Source organism: Acuticoccus yangtzensis (assembly GCF_001927245.1).
In the GTDB taxonomy this organism is placed as follows: Bacteria; Pseudomonadota; Alphaproteobacteria; order Rhizobiales; family Amorphaceae; genus Acuticoccus; species Acuticoccus yangtzensis.
On sequence record NZ_MJUX01000002.1, the window covers coordinates 172,881 to 187,605 of the forward strand.

12 protein-coding genes are annotated in these 14,725 nt (G+C 70.9%); 5 read left to right on the forward strand and 7 right to left on the reverse strand.

Annotated elements, in window-relative coordinates; genetic code table 11:
• The first annotated feature begins 25 nt into the window (after positions 1-25).
• The 5 genes from addA to BIX52_RS07015 all read left to right on the forward strand — a co-directional run bounded on the left by addA (position 26) and on the right by BIX52_RS07015 (position 7,168).
• On the forward strand, positions 26-3,421 hold the full coding sequence (gene addA / locus BIX52_RS06995; protein ID WP_075220335.1) for a double-strand break repair helicase AddA: 3,396 nt from the start codon (positions 26-28) through the stop codon (positions 3,419-3,421).
• 58 nt (positions 3,422-3,479) lie between these two features.
• The gene (gene trxA / locus BIX52_RS07000; protein WP_075220336.1) at positions 3,480-3,800 is read left to right on the forward strand and encodes a thioredoxin TrxA; all 321 of its coding nucleotides are present in this window, start codon (positions 3,480-3,482) and stop codon (positions 3,798-3,800) included.
• A 9-nt stretch (positions 3,801-3,809) separates the two neighbouring features.
• The gene (gene grpE, locus BIX52_RS07005; protein WP_075220337.1) at positions 3,810-4,457 is read left to right on the forward strand and encodes a nucleotide exchange factor GrpE; all 648 of its coding nucleotides are present in this window, start codon (positions 3,810-3,812) and stop codon (positions 4,455-4,457) included.
• 161 nt (positions 4,458-4,618) lie between these two features.
• Positions 4,619-5,725, forward strand: a complete 1,107-nt coding sequence (locus BIX52_RS07010; RefSeq protein ID WP_139312725.1) for a capsular biosynthesis protein — start codon at positions 4,619-4,621, stop codon at positions 5,723-5,725.
• A 174-nt stretch (positions 5,726-5,899) separates the two neighbouring features.
• Entirely contained in the window at positions 5,900-7,168 is a 1,269-nt protein-coding gene (locus BIX52_RS07015; RefSeq protein ID WP_075220339.1) for a glucoamylase family protein, read from the forward strand.
• Here BIX52_RS07015 and BIX52_RS07020 read toward each other — a convergent pair.
• From BIX52_RS07020 to doeA, 7 genes are all read right to left on the reverse strand, one after another.
• On the reverse strand, positions 7,160-8,386 hold the full coding sequence (locus BIX52_RS07020; RefSeq protein ID WP_075220340.1) for a glycoside hydrolase family 15 protein: 1,227 nt from the start codon (positions 8,384-8,386) through the stop codon (positions 7,160-7,162). The genes BIX52_RS07015 and BIX52_RS07020 overlap by 9 nt on opposite strands.
• A gap of 41 nt (positions 8,387-8,427) precedes the next feature.
• Complete coding sequence (locus tag BIX52_RS07025; protein ID WP_139312726.1) at positions 8,428-9,195, reverse strand: alpha/beta fold hydrolase; 768 nt, start codon at positions 9,193-9,195, stop codon at positions 8,428-8,430.
• Complete coding sequence (locus BIX52_RS07030) at positions 9,192-10,772, reverse strand: OpgD/OpgG family glucan biosynthesis protein (RefSeq protein WP_075220746.1); 1,581 nt, start codon at positions 10,770-10,772, stop codon at positions 9,192-9,194. The genes BIX52_RS07025 and BIX52_RS07030 overlap by 4 nt, the downstream gene beginning before the upstream one ends.
• A gap of 207 nt (positions 10,773-10,979) precedes the next feature.
• Complete coding sequence (locus BIX52_RS07035; RefSeq protein ID WP_245803146.1) at positions 10,980-11,759, reverse strand: siderophore-interacting protein; 780 nt, start codon at positions 11,757-11,759, stop codon at positions 10,980-10,982.
• Between the two features lie 98 nt (positions 11,760-11,857).
• Positions 11,858-12,331, reverse strand: coding sequence for a PepSY domain-containing protein (locus BIX52_RS07040; protein WP_075220343.1), 474 nt, complete (start codon positions 12,329-12,331; stop codon positions 11,858-11,860).
• A 191-nt stretch (positions 12,332-12,522) separates the two neighbouring features.
• On the reverse strand, positions 12,523-13,524 hold the full coding sequence (gene doeB, locus BIX52_RS07045; RefSeq protein WP_075220344.1) for a N(2)-acetyl-L-2,4-diaminobutanoate deacetylase DoeB: 1,002 nt from the start codon (positions 13,522-13,524) through the stop codon (positions 12,523-12,525).
• Positions 13,521-14,702, reverse strand: coding sequence for an ectoine hydrolase DoeA (doeA, locus tag BIX52_RS07050; protein WP_075220747.1), 1,182 nt, complete (start codon positions 14,700-14,702; stop codon positions 13,521-13,523). Before doeA ends, doeB begins: the two co-directional genes overlap by 4 nt.
• Between the last annotated feature and the right edge of the window lie 23 nt (positions 14,703-14,725).

Genomic DNA, 14,725 nt, shown 5'->3' on the forward strand with positions numbered 1-14,725 from the left:
CACGGATCCGGCACGGGGGCGCCGCATGAGCCGCCATCTCAACGTGCCCCCGGAAGCGGATGCGGCGCAGCGGCGGTCGTCGGACCCGGCGGCGTCGGTGTGGGTGTCGGCGAATGCGGGGGCGGGCAAGACCTACGTCTTGTCGCAGCGGGTGGTGCGGCTGCTGTTGTCGGGCGCGCCGCCGCGGACCATCCTGTGCCTCACCTACACCAACGCGGCGGCGGCGGAGATGGCGCAGCGCGTCTACACCGCGCTCGCCCATCTGGCGGCGTTGCCGGACGAGAGGCTCGCGCGGGAGGTCGCTAAGCTCGCCCCGGACGCTGACCCGGCGCTGGCGGCGGCCCGCGCGCGCACCCTCTTCGCCGATGCGCTGGAGACGGCGGGCGGGCTGAAGGTGCAGACCATACACGCCTTCGCGGCGGCGCTCCTCAGGCGCTTCCCGCTGGAGGCCAACATCTCCGGCTCGTTCCAGATTCTCGACGATCCGATGCGCGAGGAGCTGACCGACCGCGCCATCGCCAAGGTGCTGGCGCGCGCGGTGACGGACCCCGCCGGCCCTGTGGCGCAGGCGATCGACGCGCTATTGCCGCACGTGTCCGACTTCAGCCTCGCCGACAGCCTCAAGGCGGCGCTGCGGCAAAGGCGGCGGCTGACGCGCTGGCTCGGCATGGGGAGCTCGGCACAGCGCCTGAAGGACGCGCTCGCCACAGCGCTCGGCGTGGCTGACCCTGGCCCGCCGCTCGGCGACGACGTCTGCCGCCAGCTTCACGATGCGCTGATCGCCAGCGGCGCGGGCAAGGCTTCGGCGGAGCGGATCGCGGCGGCGCTGGGCTGTCCGGCGGACGACCGGGCCGAAGCGTGGGCCGACGTCTTCCTCACCAAGGCGGGCGAGCCGCGCAGCCTCTCCGGCATCGTGCCGAAGAAGGTGCTGACCGGGTGGCCGGAGCTGGAAGACCTCGTCACCGCCGAGCAGGAACGCCTCGCCGTGGCGGCGGACGGGGCGCGGGCGGAGGCCGCCATCGCCGCCACCATCCCGCTGGTGCAGCTCGCCTACATGGTCGAGGAGGAGCTTGCCGCCGACAAGCGCCGCCGCGGCCTCATCGACTACGACGAGCAGATCGAGACGGCGATGCGGCTGGTGCGCTCGGGCACGGCGGCGGCGTGGGTGCGCTACAAGCTGGACGAAGGCATCGACCACGTGATGGTGGACGAGGCGCAGGACACCTCGCCGCCGCAGTGGCAGCTCGTCGAGGCGCTGACGGGCGAGTTCTTTGCCGGGCGCGGCTCCAAGGACGGTGTCCACCGCACACTCTTCGTGGTGGGCGACGAGAAGCAGTCCATCTACTCCTTCCAGGGCGCCGCGCCGGAGCTGTTCGGCACCAAGCGCGGCATTTACCGCGAGGCGGCGGAGGAGGCGGGCGTCACCTTCCGCGCGGTCGACCTCGCCCATTCCATGCGGTCCGCGCCGCAGGTCCTGTCGGCGGTCGACAGGGTGTTCGCGGGCGAGGGTCTGGCGTCTGCCGTCGGCGCCGCGGCGGGCGCGGTGCGGCACGTGGCGGTGAAGGACGGCCCCGGCGGGGTGGACCTGTGGCCGCTCTTCGCCGACGAGGAGGCCGAGCAGCCCGAAGCCTGGGACGCGCCGTTCGACCGCGCGCCGGAGAACGCGGGCGCGGTGAAGCTGGTGCGCGCCATCGCCGACGCCATCGAGGAGTGGACCGACCACCGCGGCACCGGGACGGCGGGGCCCGGCGGCGGCGCCCCGGTGAGGCCGGGCGACATCATGATCCTGTCGCGCAAGAGGGGCGCCTTCGCCACGCTGATGAACCGCGAGCTGAAGAGCCGCGGCATCCCGGCGGCGGGGGCGGATCGTCTGTCGGTGACGGCGCACATCGCGGTGCAGGACATGGTGGCCCTCGCCCGGTGCCTGATCTCGCGCGACGACCTTTCGCTGGCGGCGGTCTTGAAGAGCCCGCTCTTCAACTTCTCCGAGGAGCAGCTCTTCGCCGTCGCCCACGGGCGCCCCGGCGCGCTGATCGAGGCGCTGGGCGCGGGCGACCTCATCGCCCGCTCCGCCTACGACACGCTGGTCGGCTGGCGCGGCCTCGCCCGCACGCTGCGCCCGTTCGACTTCTTCAGCCACATCCTCATCTCCGAGGGGCGGCGGGCCGACTTCGCGGCGCGGCTCGGCACCGAGGCGGAAGACGCGCTGGACGCCTTCCTCGACGAGGCTCTCGCCTTCGAGGGGCGCGACGTGCCGACCCTCGAAACCTTCCTGATGCGCCTGTCGAAGACGAAGACGGAGCTGCGGCGCTCGTCGGACGGCAGCGCCAACGCGGTGCGGGTGATGACCGCTCACGGTTCCAAGGGGCTGGAAGCGAAGGTCGTCTTCCTGGCGGACGTGGGCAGCCAGGTGACCAACCCGTCGCGCGATCCGGTGGTGGCGCTCCCGGCCGCAGCGCCCGGCTATGACGAGGTTCTGGTCTACGCCCCCAACAAGGCCTACCAGCCCGAAGCCGTGCGCGCCGTGCTGGCGGCGAAGGCGGAGGCCGAGCTCGCCGAGCATTACCGCCTCCTTTATGTGGGCATGACGCGGGCGGAGGCGCATCTCGTCATCTGCGGCAGCTACGGCAAGAAGACCCCCGCGTCCGGCATGTGGCACGAGGTGGTGGCGGCGGCGCTCTCGGCGGAGGGCGTGCCGACCGCGATGCCGGGGGGCGAGGGCCTCTCATGGCGCCATCCCGCCCCTGCGCCCGCCCCCGCCGCCGACGAGGAGACGCGCGACGAGGCCGCAGCGCCCGCCCCGCCGCCGCGGTGGCTGACGACGCCCGTCGCCATGGTCCGCCGCACGCCTGAGCCGATCGTCCCCTCCGAGGGCGATCATCTCGCTTCGGCGGGTGTGCCGGTGGTCGGTCGCCGGCCGCTGGACCCGGTGGCCTTCGGCACCATCATGCATGCGCTGCTGGAACGGTCCGAGGATGAGGCGGCGATGAGCGCCCGCGTCGCCCGCGCCCATCCGGCGCTATCCCCTGAGGACTGCGCGGCGATCGCACGCGAGGCGGCGGCCGTGCTCGCCCTCCCCGCCCTCGCCGGATCCGGCCACGTCGAGATCGACGTGATGGGCGACGTCGTCGTGGCGGGCGAAGTGCGGCGCGCCTCGGCGCGGATCGACCGGTTGCAGCTGTCGCCCGGCCGCGCCCTCATCGTCGACTACAAGACCGACCGCGTGGTACCGCGCACGCCCGCCGAGGCGCCGGAAGCCTACCGCACCCAGCTCGCCATCTACCGCGCGCTGGTCGCCGAGATGCTGTCCGCGGCGATGCCGGGGCTCACGATAGAGACAGCGATCGTCTGGACCGCGAATGCGAGCTTCATGCCCATGGATAAGGTGCTGCCCGCTGTGGGCATAGCGCCCGCTGCTTGACGCTGTGCCGGGCACTCCATACGTAGGCTTCACACTTCAGCGCACAGGAAGGTGAGACATGTCCTCCACAGCGGTCACGGACGCGACCTTCGACAGCGACGTCATCAAGTCGGATGAGCCCGTCGTCGTCGATTTCTGGGCAGAGTGGTGCGGTCCGTGCAAGATGATTGCGCCCGCGCTCGACGAGATCGCGGCGGAGATGGAAGGCAAGGTGAAGATCGCCAAGCTGAACATCGACGAGAACCAGGAGACCGTCATGAAGTACGGTATCCGCTCGATCCCGACGCTCATCATGTTCAAGAACGGCGAGCCCGCGGCGACCCAGGTCGGCGCTGCCCCCAAAGGCAAGCTCTCCGATTGGATCAAGTCCTCCATCTAAGGACCGTCAATGTCTGACGAGACGAACAAGAAAGAGTACGAGGGCGAGACCCTCGTACCCGACGCCGCCGAGATCATGGGCGCCGGCGAAACGCCGGGCGAGGCCGATGCCGCGCCCGCGTCCGACGCCGCCCTTGCCGAAGCGCGTGCCGAGGCCGAGGAGATGCGCAATCAGATGATGCGCGCCCTGGCCGAGGCCGAGAATGTTCGCCGCCGTGCCCAGCGTGACGTTTCGGACGCGCGCCAGTATGCGGTGACGAGCTTCGCGCGTGATCTCCTCAACGTCGCCGACAACTTCGCCCGTGCGATGGACACGCTGAAGGACGCCGATCTCGACAGCCTGCCGCCGGAGGTGAAGGGCATGGTCGAGGGCATCCAGATGACGGAGCGCGAGCTGAAGTCCGTGTTCGAGCGTCACGGCATCAAGACGATCGACCCGACGGGCCAGAAGTTCGACCCGAACCAGCATCAGGCGATGTTCGAGATCGAGAACCCGGACATCGCGTCCGGCACGGTCATTCAGACCGTGCAGCTCGGCTCGATGATCGGCGAGCGCGTGCTGCGTCCGGCGATGGTCGGCGTGTCCAAGGGCGGCCCGAAGGCCGCACCGAAGACCGAAGAGGGCGAGGCCCCGGCCGCCGGCGGAGACGCGGCCTGACCGCACGGTCGGTCCTTCTCCTGCAGGGGCCGCTCTCTCCGCTCTACCGCCAGATCGCCCGCCGGCTCGAGGCGGCGGGTGTCACAGTGTACCGGATCAACCTTTGTCCGGGCGACCGTGCGGCGTGGGGCTTCGGCCACGCGACGGCGTATCGCGGCCGCTTGTCCGCATGGCCGGCCTTCGTCGCCGCGTTCATGCAGCGGCACGGCATCACCGACATCGTGATGCATTCCGAACAGCGCCCCTATCACCACGAGGCGGCCCGCGAGGCGCGGCGCCTGGGCGTGCGGGTGATCGTCACCGAACTCGGCTATCTGAGGCCGGACTGGATGACGGTGGAGCTTTACGGCAACTCCCTCGACAGCTTGTTCCCGGCCGACGCCGCCACCATCCGCGCGCTCGCGGCCGACGCGCCGCCGGTGGACACGTCCGTCCTCTACCCGCGTGAGGCGGGGCTGGAGACGGTCGACGATCTGAAGACCAATCTTTCCAACGTCTTCCTCTGGTTCCTCTACCCGCATTATCGCCAGCACGGGCTCTACCACCCGTTCGTGGCCTATGCGCGCTTCCTGTGGCGCGAGGGTCATCTGAAGGCGCGCACGGCCGCGGCGCAGGCGGTGCGTGACAGGTTGGCGGCTCCCTTCTTCCTGTTCGCGATGCAGACGGATACGGATTTTCAGATCCGCACCAACTCGCAATATGCCGACACGACCGAGGCGTTCGGCGAGGTGTTCGCCTCGTTCGCGGCGCATGCCCCGCCGGGCACACGGCTCGTCTGCAAGAAGCACCCCGGCGATCTTGGTCCGGTGAACTGGGCGGCGCGCATGCCGCAGCTTGCGGCAGCGCACGGCATCGCGGACCGGGTGGATTTCGTCGACGGCCTGCCGATGTCGGCGTGGACACGGGACGCGCTCGGCCTCGTCACCATCAACTCGTCCGCGGGGCTCGACGGTCTCGCGGCCGGTATCCCGACGCTCACCCTGTCGCCGGCGATCTACGACGTTCCCGGCCTCACCGCGCAGCAGCCTCTCGATGACTTCTGGACCGCGCCCCAGCGGCCGGACCCGTCGCTGTTCGACGCCTTCCGCCGGGCGCTCGCCGCGTCGATCCAGGTGCGCGGGACGATCTACAACCGGGCGGGCACGCGCGCCGCGGCGGAGGCGATCGCCCACCGCATCGCCACCGGCACCGTCAACGCGCCGGACACCGCCGACCGTCTGCCGCCGCGCCATGGGCGCGCCGCCGCCCTCGGCATCCGCCCCCGCTGACCCTCGTCCTCCTGGTGGCGGCACGGCTACACGAGCCTTCGTCTTTCGCCGAAGCGCCCAGGGTCGGGGTGGCTCGCCGCTTGTCCTTGCGCGCAAGGCGCGGGATCTGCCATGCGCTGCGGGAGGATGGAGGCGCCCGCGCTGCCCATCATCGTCCTCGCAGGGTGAACTACCATGACCATGCTGAATCCCGGCCGCCCGGCGAAGGGCCTTCCCGATGCGGAGCTTCGCGACGCCACCGCCCGCGCGGCGCTCGCCTACTTCTGGGACTTCGCGCACCCGGACAGCGGCATGGCGCGCGAGAGGAGCGCCGGCAGCTTCGGCTATGACGCGGCGCAGGTCGTCACCTCGGGCGGATCGGGCTTCGGCATCATGGCGCTCATCGTCGGCGCCGAGAGGGGCTGGCTGCCGCGCGCCGCTGTGGCGGACAGGATCGCCAAGATCGCCGCCTTCCTGGAACGGGCCGATAAGCACCGCGGCATCTTCCCCCACTTCATGGACGGCACGACGGGCAAGACGGTCCCGTTCTCACCGACGGACGACGGGGGCGACCTCGTGGAAACCTCGTTCCTGATGGCGGGGCTGCTCGCCGCGCGGCAGGCCTTCCCGGAGCGGGAAGATATCGTGATGCCGGTCAACCGGCTGTGGCGCGCGGCGGACTGGGCGGCGCACGTGCGGGCCGAGGACGGCGGGCTGATGTGGCACCGCAGCGAGGCGCATCCATGGCAGCCGACGAGCCTTCCAATCCGCGGCTGGAACGAGAGCCTCATCACCTTCGTGCTGGCGGCCGGGTCGCCCACGCACCCGATCGCGCCCGCGATCTATCACCAGTCGTGGGCGAAGGCGGAAGAGTTCGTCAACGGGCGGGACTATGACGGGATCCGCCTTCCGCTGGGGCCGGAGAAGGGCGGGCCGCTCTTCCTCGCCCACTATTCCTTCCTCGGCATCGACCCGCGCGGCCTGAAGGACGATTACGCCGACTATGGCGAGCAGGTACGCGCCCACGCCCTCGTCAACCGCGCCCACTGCATCGCCAATCCGGGCGGGTTCGACGGTTACGGCCCGGCCTGCTGGGGGCTGACGGCATCGGACTCCACGGTGGGTTATTCGGCCCACTCCCCCACCAACGATATCGGCGTGATCACCCCCACGGGAGCGGTCGCGTCGATGCCGTTCGTGCCCGAGGAGGCGATGGCGGCGCTGCGCCACTTCGTCGACGACCGGGGCGACGCGCTGTGGGGGCCGTTCGGCCTTGCCGATGCGTTCGCGCCGGGGTCGGATTGGGTGGCGCCGGGGACCCTCGCCATCGACCAGGGGCCGATCGTGGTGATGCTGGAGAATTATCGCAGCGGGCTGATGTGGGACCTTCTGATGTCTGCCAGCGAGGTCCGCGCCGGACTGACCAGGCTCGGCTTCACAAGCCCGCGCCTCGCCTCAGCCTAAGGCCCGCCGGGCGTGGAGTGCGGCGATGAAGGCGGCGTGGCTCCACGTGAGGTTACGGCAGGAGCGTGGGGCGCCGGTGTGGCGGTCGACCTGCTCGGGCAGCGCTCCGGGCGCAGGAAAGAGCCGGGCGGCGACGGCGAGGATGGCGTCGCCACGTGCGACGAGGGCGGCCCGGTCAGGCTCGACTGCGGCGCGGCGGTAGAAATATTCCGCGAAACCGAAGCTCGTCGGCAGCCAGGGGTGACCGTCGAAATAGACGTCGCCGGGCCAGCGCCCGACGAGGCCCGCGTCCGCTGCGACGGGAAAGCGCGCCCGCGACCAGGCGGTCACGTGATCGGCCGTGGCGGCGATGCGCGGATCGCCGATACCGAAGGGCGCGGCGGGGTCCGCCTGCAGCAGCGCGCCGAGGACTACGTTGGCGTCGCTCTCGCCGGGCGCGGCTCGGTCGGAGGCGCGCATGTGCGGCGGCTCGTCCACCCACAGGTCGGCGAGCGCTGCGTCGATCCGGTCGACGGCGGCGGCGCGGGCCACCGGGTCCAGCCGTGCCGCCCCGGCCTCCAATGCCGCCCGCTGGGCGATGAGGGTGAAGGCGTGGCGCGCGGCCGGAGGGTCCTCCCATGGGCCGATGGCGGGCTCCGCGGCGTGGGCGAGGACGTGGGCGAGGTCCAAGCCCAGCAGCCGCTCGCCCCCCTCCGGCAGCGCGGCGGGCCAGGAGAGCAGCGAGAGGGCGCGCAGGGCCGGCCCGTCGAACTGCGGGCGGTTCCAGTCCTCGAAATCGGGCCGCCCGTCGGCGTTCACGCGCGGCTCGGCGCGGATCGATGCGGCGCTGCGGCCCGCAAGGTCCGCGTCGGCGCGCAGGAAGCGGGCGTGCTGCGCATCGGTGGTCGCGCGCCAGGGGTTTGGCGCCTCCCAAACGGCTTCGGCGATCCTCAGGCTGAACGCCACATAGTCCGCGAAGCGCCGGTCCCAGGCGGCCGGATCGCGCCGGCGCAGCAGCGCGGCGGCCATCATCACCACCCCGGCATCGCGCGCCCAGTGGTAGAAATAGTCGGGCTCCGGATCCCACCTTGCATATTCGGGCGAGGCGAGGACCGACCCCGGAAGCGGCGTCACCGCAGCGCCGAAGCCGGGGCGCGTGTGCGTCAGGTGGGTGGCGGAGATCGCGGCGGCGATGGCGGCGGCCGATGCCTCCTCCTGCGCGGCCAGCCAATCCTCCATCCGGCCGCCAGGCCAATCCCCTGACCCTTCCGCCGCGGCGTTCACGCGGCGATGAGCCGGTCGAAGGCCTCGCCGAGGCTGAGCCCATAGGCAGCGCCGAGCGGGCAATGATGCTCCTCCGCCAGCACCGAATGCCACACGCAGTTCGGCACCGCCGCCGCAAGTCGCGCGGCGTCCCGCGGCGGCGTCACCGTGTCGATTTCGCCGACGATGACCGCGACCGGCATGGTGATGCCACCCGCCAGCGGCAGAAAATCGTGCTGCGGCCACTCGTCGAAGGCGCCGGGCAGCTCCCCGCGCAGGTGGGCGACGACGTGCGGCCCCTCCGCCTCACGCGCGGCGATCAACGCGGCGCCGGAAACCACCGGCGACACGGCGACGACACCCGTAGCCGCGAACGGCCCGCCCTCCGCGGCGAGGCGCAGGCTGGCATAAGCGCCCATGGAGTGGCCGACGAGGATGCGCGGCCCCGCCGGCTCGGCGGCCAATTCCCCCGCCGCCCACGCGGCGACCGCCCGAAGGTCCGCGAGGTGGCCGCCCATGGTGAAGTCCGCCGCCGCGCCCGCGCTGAGATTGTGAGCCGAAGCGCAAAGATCCGGCGCCACCACGCCGAGACCACGCATCAGCGCCGCGGTGATGATCGGCGTCATGTGCGGCGCGTCCGCCGCGCCGTTGCGGCCGTGGGTGACGAGCGCCCACCCCTTGTGCCCCTCGGACAGGCGGTGGACGTGCACGCGCATCGGCCCGGCCGAACCGTCCAGCATCACCGTGGTGGTGGTGGCGAGCGGCACAGCCGGACCGTCGCTCAATGCTGCGCCGTCTTGATCATGCGGCCGGGCAGAAGCTGGCCGATGAACGTCTCGGACAGCGCCTCGCCGTCCTTCTCCATGTAGGCGCGGACCTCGGCCGGCTCGTCGCCGTCGAGCTCGAAGTCGAAGGCGAGACGCCAGAAGTCGGTGTCGACGATCGGCCAGGCGGCGGGCTCGCTGAGAAGCTTGCCGCGAGCGATGGAGACCACCGCCTTCACGCCGCTGTCACGCGCCAGCCCGTTCAGGATCTCGCCCTCGAAGTCGATGACGAGCTTGTCGCCGTTGCCGAGTCGCCCCTGGCCCGGAACACCCGAATGGCCCTGGCGGGTGGCGATCACCGTGGCGACGTTCGGCACCGGATCGCGCTCGACCCAGTGGAGGCGGTAGGCGAAGTCCATCTCCACGCCCTCGCCGCCCTTCTGCGCCGGCGCCCAATAGGCCACGATATTGTCCATCGTCTCGTCGTCCGTCGGCAGCTCGACGAGTTGGACGGCGCCTTGGCCCCATTCGCCCAGCGGCTCCACCCAGACGGAGGCGCGCCGGTTATAGAACACGCCATCGTCCTGATAATGCAGGAAGTCACGGTCACGCTGGGAGAGGCCGAAACCGCGCGGATCGGTGTCGGAGAAGCTCGACGTGGTGGGGAAGAGCGGGTTGTTGAGCGGGCGCCACAGGCGCTCGCCCGCGCCGGTCGCCAGCGCCAGACCGTCGCTGTCGTGAATCTCGGGCCGCCAGTCGGTGCCGAAGCGCTCGTCACGCTCGGAATACCAGTACATGGAGGTGAGCGGGGCGATGCCGAGACGCTCCACCGCGCGGCGGAAGAAGAGCCGGCACGAGACGGTGGTGGCGTGGCCGCCGCCCACCGCGTCGCGGCGCAGGCCGAACTTGTAGGCGCCCGTCACCGAGCGGCTGTCGAGCAGGGCGTAGACGGTGAGGTCGTCGCCCTCGTCCTCGGGCGCGGCGAGGTAGAAGTGGCTGAAGCGGGGGAACTCTTCGGGCTGCGACAGGCCCGTGTCGATGGCGAGGCCGCGCGCTGACAGGCCATATTGCCCCTCCGGCCCGTCGGTCCGGAAGTAGGACGCGCCGAGGAAGGACACCCAGTCCGGCTTCAGCCCCGGCCGCATGACACGGAAACCGGCGAAGCCGATGGTGTTCGGAAGCTGCTGTGCCGGGCTGTCGTCCGGCATCTCGAAATAGCTCTTGCGGTAGAGGATCTCGCGCGCCTCCACCCCGTCGACGACGAACATGTGGACCGGCTCGCGGAAATAGCGGCCCTGGTGGAAGAGCTGCACCTCGGCCGTGGTGCCGGGCGGGCTGAAGGTGGCGCCGTCACGGTAGCGGATCTGCCAATGGGCGTCGTAGTCGATCGCCTCCAGGACGTCTCCGGCGATGATGTGGGGCGGCTCGTAGGGGCGGCCGGACATCTCACGCGCACGATCCACCAGCGTATCGAAGCGGAAGGTCTCCGCCGCGCCGAGATCCAGCGCATCGGTGCTGTCGGCCGACACGCGCAACGGGAAGGCGCTGGCGCCCAGCAGCGCGAGGGAACCTGAGACGATTGTCCGCCGTGTCGGCATGAGAAGACCCTTCAAGCTGTCGATAGCTCATCCGCATGCCCAAGTAGGTCGCGCGGGGCCATTGGGAAATGCGCGAACGCGCATGTTTGTGTCCGGCCGGCGACCTATCGCGTTAAATTGGGGCGATCCGGCGGACAATGCAGCGCTCGAAAAGGTCGCACGCGCGGCGGAGGCGAAGGGCGGCGCATCGCCGATGCGCCACGCGGCTCAGTCGCCGATCGACTTCACCGCGCCGTCGGCCCGCCCCTTCGCCCAGTAGCCCGCGGCCTTGATCCAGCTCCGCGGATGGCCGCGCTCCTCGATCAGCATCCGCCGAACGGCGCGCGCCACGTCCGCCTCGGCCGCGGCCCAGACGAAGGTGGCCGGCGTCAGCTCCACATCGGCGAGGGCGGCCAGAAGGGGGGCGGGGTCGGCGGAGGCGGCGGCGGGGCGGTGAATCCAGCGGGCATCCAGCGCGGCCTCGGTGGTGAAGGTCTGCTCCTCGCCGGGCCCTGTCACCGCGCCGATGCTGACGACGGGCGTTCCGGGCGCCAGCTCCTCGATGCGCCGCCCCATCGCGGGAAGCGCGGTCTCGTCGGCGACCAGCACCCAGCGCTCGACCGGCCCTTCGATGACGGCCGAGCCGCGGGGGCCGCCGATCGTCACCTCGTCGCCCGCTTTGGCGGCGCGGGCCCAGGCGGCGGCGGGCCCGGCCGCGTGATCCGCGACGTCGACCACCAGCTCGCGGCGCGCAGTGTCGAAGGCGCGGGGTGTATAGTCCCGTCCCACCGGCTCGCCGTCCGGCCCCGGCACGAAGATCTTGATGTGATCGTCGGGCGAGGCGCTGGCGAAGCTGGCGAGATCGTCGCCGGTGAGGCGCAAGCGGATCATCGCCGGTGTGAGGCGGGTCACCGCGGCCACGGTGAGCGTGCGGCGCATCAGCTCGTGCTTCACGCGGCGGATGGCGGGACCCTCGGGGGCGGCGGGAGAGGTCTGAGGAAGATCCAACTGGGGTGTCCTTGTGCGGCCGGCCATGCCGGGGCGGCGGGCGCATCCGCCCTCATGAGGGGCCTGGGTCTCGGGACTGGTGCGGTGAAAGACGGGGGTCAGTCGCGGTTGAAGCGGCGCAGGGTGCCCGTGCGGTCGAACTCAGCCTCCAGCTCGTGGCCGTCGACGGCGTAGCCCTCGATCTCCAGGCCGCCATCATCGTCAATGCCGACTTCGGTCAACCGGGTGAAGTGGGACAGCTCGGGATAGCGGCCGGTGGCATCCTCGACGAAGAGGTCGATCAGGGTCAGCGGCAGGGTCGCGTGCATGCCGCCGCGGACCTCGATGTCTTCGAGGCCGCCCTGGTCGTAGGTCACCTCGACGCGCGTTCCGTCCTTCAGCCGCCCCCAGGCTTCCATGTCGTCATCGTCCATCCGCTCGCCCTCGGCGGCGAAGCCCATCTGGTCGAGCACGGCCGGGCGCGGCGGCGCGGACTGCACCTGCGCCGAGGCGGCCGTCGCCGTGGCGGCGGCGAGGGCTGCGGAAAAGGCGGCGGCGATCAGCGCGGGAAGAAGCGGGCGAAGCTGGGTCAAGGGCTCATCCTCGTGAACGGGGACGGGCCCGCCGGCCCGCCGCGACGCAAGACAAAGGGATCACGGTCCCTCCGCCGATATGGCGCACCCGATCGCCGCTGTTAAGCCGCCGCGACCGACGGGCAGTCTCCCGCCCACCGCAGCCGCAACCTTTTCATTGCACGAGGTCCAGACCGGCGCGGCCCGCCCGCTCAGTCCGCCACGATGGAGGCGATCACCGCGAGGCAGTCGCCCATCTGCACAAGGCCCGGAAAATGGCGCCCGGCGAGGAGGCCGGAGCGGTTGGCGGGCACCGTGAGCGGCGCCTTGCCGGTCAGCGTGGTGGGCCAGATGTTGAGGAGAGGCGCCCCCTCCTCCACCATCTCGCCGAGGTCGACCAGCGGCTCCATCATCCCCGTCGTCTCGGCGAAGTGGAAGCAGCCCGCCGCCGTTGTGTCGATCGCGGTGGACGGCCCGGTTTCCAGCGCGCCCGCCAGGATGCCGGCGTGCTTCAACACGTTGCGCGCCCCCTTGCGGGCGATGCGCGCGGAGCGGGCCGAGGCGGTGCCGCCGCCGTAGATCTCGGTCGAGATGAAGGTCTTGCCGAGGTCCTCGACGGCGGTGTCGAACATGCCCACCGCGTCGATCTCGCGCAGCGTCATCGCGTAGGGCGCGTTGAAGGCCTCCATGGCGGCGACGCAGCGCGCCTGATGCTCCGGATCGTCCAACACATGGGCGGCGGCGAAGGGCACGAAGTCGAGCGTTTTGCCGCCGGAATGGAAGTCGAGCACGATGTCGGCCATCGGCACCAAGGTGCGGATGAAGTAGTCGGCGATCTTCTGCGTGACCGACCCGTCCGGCTTGCCCGGAAAGGCGCGGTTGAGGTTCACCCCGTCGAGCGGGGAGACGCGCGTTCCGGCCATCACCGCCGGGTGGTTCATGAACGGAGCGATGATCACCCGCCCGGTGATCTCCTCCGGCGCGAGCTCGTGCGCCAGCGCCTGCAGGGCGATCGGCCCCTCGTACTCGTCGCCGTGGTTGCCGCCGGTCAGGAGCGCGGTGGGGCCGTCGCCGTTCTTCACCACGGTGATGGGGATCATGATCGACCCCCACGCGGAATCGTTGCGGCTGTAGGGCAGGCGCAGGTGGCCGTGGTGCTTGCCGTCCGCATCCAGCGGGATGGTGGGGACGATGGGACTCGGCGGCAGGCTCATTTGACCACCAGCGCCCGCGGCACGTCGGCGAGGCACTCCGGCCCATCCGGCCCGATGACGATGCTCTCGGTGATCTCGAGCCCGTAGTCGCCCGCCCAGATGCCGGTCATGAAGTGGAAGGTCATGTTCTCTTCCAGCACCGTCTTGTCTCCGGGGCGCAGGCTCATCGTGCGCTCGCCCCAGTCCGGCGGGTAGGAGATGCCGATCGGATAGCCGGTGCGGTTGTTCTTCTCGATGCCGTACTTGCGCAGCACGCCGAAGAAGGCGTTGGCGACGTCCTCGCACAGGTTGCCGGCCTTGGCGGCGGCGAGGCCCTTCTCCATGCCCTCCAGCACCGCCTCCTCGGTGCGCTTCAGCTCGTCGCTCGGCGGCCCCAGCGAGACGGTGCGCGACAGCGGGCAATGGTAGCGGTTGAACACCCCGGCGATCTCGAAGAAGGTCGCCTCGCCCGCCAGCATCGGCCGATCGTCCCAGGTGAGGTGCGGCGCCGCCGCGTCGGTGCCGGACGGCAGAAGCGGCACGATGGCGGGATAGCCGCCGCCCGCGCCGATGGTGCTGTCGAACCGCAGCGAGGCATCGTAGATCTCGGCGACGAGGTCGCATTTCCTCATCCCCGGCTCCACCACCTCGGCAATGCGCTTGTGCATCCGCTCCACGAACTTCGCCGCGGTGCGCATGTAGATGAGCTCCTGCCGGCTCTTCACGGCGCGCTGCCAGTTGACGAGGCCCGTGGCGTCCTTGATCGCGGCGTTGGGGAGACCCTTCTGCAAGGTCACGTAGGCTTTGGCGGAGAACCAATAATTGTCCATCTCCACGCCGATGGCGCCGTTGCCCAGCCCGCGCGCGGCGATGTCGGCGGCGAGCACCTCCATCGGGTGCCGCACCTCGGACTGAACGTAATGGTCCGCGTAGCCGATGACGTTGTCCGCCCCCATGAAGACGGTGCGGTAGGCGCCCTGCGCGTCCTGCTCGCGCCCGAACCAGACCGGCGCTCCGGTCAGCCCCAGGAACACGCACTGGTGGACGTAGAAGGACCACCCGTCATAGCCGGTCAGCCAGGCCATGTTGGACGGGTCGGAGACGATGATGGCGTCGAGCCCCGCCTTCTCCATCGCCGCTCTCACCTTGGCGATGCGCGCCTCGTACTCGTCCTCGCCGAACTGCAGGCGGGGGATGATGTTGCTCGGGTCCTTCAGCGCCC

Bases quoted from the DNA above. Each gene is read 5' to 3' on its own strand.
- trxA (WP_075220336.1), top strand. From the start codon at position 3,480: ATGTCCTCCACAGCGGTCACGGACGCGACCTTCGACAGCGACGTCATC.
- BIX52_RS07030 (WP_075220746.1), bottom strand. From the start codon at position 10,772: ATGCCGACACGGCGGACAATCGTCTCAGGTTCCCTCGCGCTGCTGGGC.
- addA (WP_075220335.1), top strand. From the start codon at position 26: ATGAGCCGCCATCTCAACGTGCCCCCGGAAGCGGATGCGGCGCAGCGG.
- grpE (WP_075220337.1), top strand. From the start codon at position 3,810: ATGTCTGACGAGACGAACAAGAAAGAGTACGAGGGCGAGACCCTCGTA.
- BIX52_RS07015 (WP_075220339.1), top strand. From the start codon at position 5,900: ATGACCATGCTGAATCCCGGCCGCCCGGCGAAGGGCCTTCCCGATGCG.
- BIX52_RS07020 (WP_075220340.1), bottom strand. From the start codon at position 8,386: ATGGAGGATTGGCTGGCCGCGCAGGAGGAGGCATCGGCCGCCGCCATC.
- doeB (WP_075220344.1), bottom strand. From the start codon at position 13,524: ATGAGCCTGCCGCCGAGTCCCATCGTCCCCACCATCCCGCTGGATGCG.